The following is an 875-nucleotide window of genomic DNA, read 5'->3' as shown; positions in this document are numbered from 1 at the left end:
GTAAGCGAGGCTTTTCTCCCATTTGATTGATGGGTTTCCGCTCGGTTTGTGCTCTGCGATTCTTGGCTGTTGAGGCAGCCAGGAGGAGACTGACGGATGGAACTATCGGGCGAGGAGTCCGAAGCTGACGGTTTTGCGGGGAAGCTTGCGCGTCGTACGCGTTCTGGAGGGCGGTTATGGCCTGCGGAGATCAAGGGGCGCGCTGTTTTCGAGAGCATGAAGCCTGGCGCCCGCGTATGTGAGGTCGCACGGCGTTATGGTGTCAAGGCCCAGCAGTTGACGACGTGGCGCAGATTGGCGCGTACTGGCCGGCTCGCATTGGTCGCGGACGAAGCGGCGGATTTCGTGCCGATCGAGCTGAGCGATCCAGCGGCGTCAGGCAAGAGCGAAGGGCTTGTCGAGATTGCGATTGGCAAGGTTTCGGTTCGCCTGGGCGGGGACGTGTCAGCGGTGCGGATCGCGGAGATCGTAGCCGCGATCGAGCGCGGCGCATGATCATTCCGGCGCAGGGACTGCGGATTGTGCTTGCTGTGCGTCCTGTCGATTTCCGGTGCGGGCACGACGCGCTGGCCGGCTTGGTGCAGAACACGCTCGGGCTTGATCCGCATTCGGGCCTGATCGTGGTTTTTCGTTCGAAGCGGGCCGACCGGCTTAAGATTTTGCTATGGGACGGCACGGGCCTCGTTCTGGTCTACAAGCGGCTTGGCGATGGCGGCCATTTCGAATGGCCGCGGATCAGCGACGGCGTCATGCGTTTGACGCGGACGCAGTTCGAAGCGCTGTTTGAAGGGCTGAACTGGAAGCGCGTGGGTGAGCGGATCGTCCCGACGCCAGCTGCGGCGAACTGACTCAGGGCTAACGATTTGTTTCGCGGC

At 62.2% G+C, this 875-nt stretch carries 2 protein-coding genes; both read left to right on the top strand.

Annotated features, from left to right (window positions below; all coding sequences use genetic code 11):
- The first annotated feature begins 96 nt into the window (after positions 1 to 96).
- Positions 97 to 495, top strand: a complete 399-nt coding sequence (tnpA, locus tag G8O24_RS45320) for an IS66-like element accessory protein TnpA (RefSeq protein WP_188108413.1) — start codon at positions 97 to 99, stop codon at positions 493 to 495.
- Positions 492 to 848, top strand: a complete 357-nt coding sequence (gene tnpB, locus G8O24_RS42495) for an IS66 family insertion sequence element accessory protein TnpB (RefSeq protein ID WP_188108412.1) — start codon at positions 492 to 494, stop codon at positions 846 to 848. The genes tnpA and tnpB overlap by 4 nt, the downstream gene beginning before the upstream one ends.
- Positions 849 to 875: the final 27 nt, after the last annotated feature.

It is taken from the genome of Bradyrhizobium campsiandrae (assembly GCF_014529705.1).
Taxonomy (GTDB): Bacteria; Pseudomonadota; Alphaproteobacteria; order Rhizobiales; family Xanthobacteraceae; genus Bradyrhizobium; species Bradyrhizobium campsiandrae.
The sequence above is the reverse complement of the archived record's forward strand: the minus strand, read 5'-3'. Positions and strand labels throughout refer to the sequence as shown.